The organism is Actinotalea ferrariae (genome assembly GCF_019733465.1).
Lineage (GTDB): Bacteria > Actinomycetota > Actinomycetes > Actinomycetales > Cellulomonadaceae > Actinotalea > Actinotalea ferrariae_A.
On the sequence record NZ_JACVQL010000395.1, the window covers coordinates 1 to 1,353 of the forward strand.

Consider the following 1,353-nt stretch of genomic DNA (forward strand, 5'->3'; position numbering starts at 1 on the left):
CCGCAGCCGTCGGGCCCGCCCGAGCAGGCGCCGCTGGTGGAGGTTCGCCGGAGCGCGCCGCCCGCCCGTCGCGGTCGCCGAGGCCAGCACGCCCAAGAGCGGGACGGCGACGAGCGTGACCACCGCCACCGGTGCGAGCCCGGCCCACGACGTCGGTCCCGGAACGAGCGACGCCGCGACCGCCACCCCGGCGCCGCCGCCGAGGACGGCGACCACGAGGGACTCCGCGAGGAGCTCGGCCGCGACCCCGGCGAGGGTCCCGCCGCGGGCCCGGCGGTGGGCGAGCACGGCGGCGCGACGGCGGACGACCAGCCGCGCGGTCAGGACGAGCACGAGGGCCGCCACGGACACCACGCCGGCGAGCAGCACCGCCGCCTGCGCCTGCGCGACCCGGACCTGCGCGTCCGCGTCGAGCAGGACGTCCCCGAGGCGGGTCTCGACGCGCGCCTCGACCCCGGGGAGCCCGAGTGCCGGCGGCGCGGCCTGGATCCCCGCGACCGCCGCGGCGACCGGCTGCGCCGTGGCGCCGTCGAAGGCGTCCGGAGCGACGGGGAACGTGTACGTCCGGGTCGTGGCCGAGGGCTCGACGGTCAGGCGCGCGACCGGCAGCGAGGAGTCCGAGAGCAGGGCGGCGACGAGCGTCTCGGTCGTCAGCCCCGAGCCCCGGACGCGCGGCTCGAGCAGCCCGGGTGCGTGCGCCCACACCGGGTCGGCGGGGTCCGCGGGGCGGAAGACGCCGCTCACCACGACGTCGAGCGCACGGCCCGCGTCGTGCACGACGAGGGCGTCACCCGGCCCCGCGGCGAGGAGGTCCGCCGACGCCTCGGAGAGCGCGACCTCGACCGGGCCCGCCTGCGCGTCCGTGTCCCCCCCCGTGCCCTCCTCCGTACCCTCCTCCGGGGCCGGGACGGCGCCCGTGTCGACGACCTCCGGCGCCCTGCCGTCGACCCAGGTCGCCTCGGGCGGACCGCCCCGCCACACCCAGCTGAGCGTGAGCGCCGAGTTGCCGAGCTCGCCCGTGGGGAGCGTGAGGCGGAGCCGCCGCGTCGCCACGGTCGCGAGCGGCGGGTCGAGCACCGCGCCGAGCTCCTCCGGGAGCGCGGCCTCGAGCCGCGCCGCCACGTCCGCGACCTCGTCGGCGGTGCCGGTCGGCAGCACGCGCGGGCCGTCGGTCTCGACGAAGGGCACGGTCACCACGACGTCGGGCTGCGCGGCGGCGACGGCGGCGCGGACGGCGGCGTCCGCCGTGCGGTCCGCGAGCCGCGGCGTCACGAGCGTGAGGACGACGGTGAGGGCGACGACGACCACAGCGAGGACCAGCGGCCCGGCGTCGGCGCGCGCTCGTCCGAGCAC

General features: G+C 79.8%; 1 pseudogene. It reads right to left on the reverse strand.

What is annotated here, in order from left to right:
* A pseudogene (locus ICW40_RS20250) lies at positions 1-1,353 on the reverse strand (hypothetical protein); the annotation flags it as partial.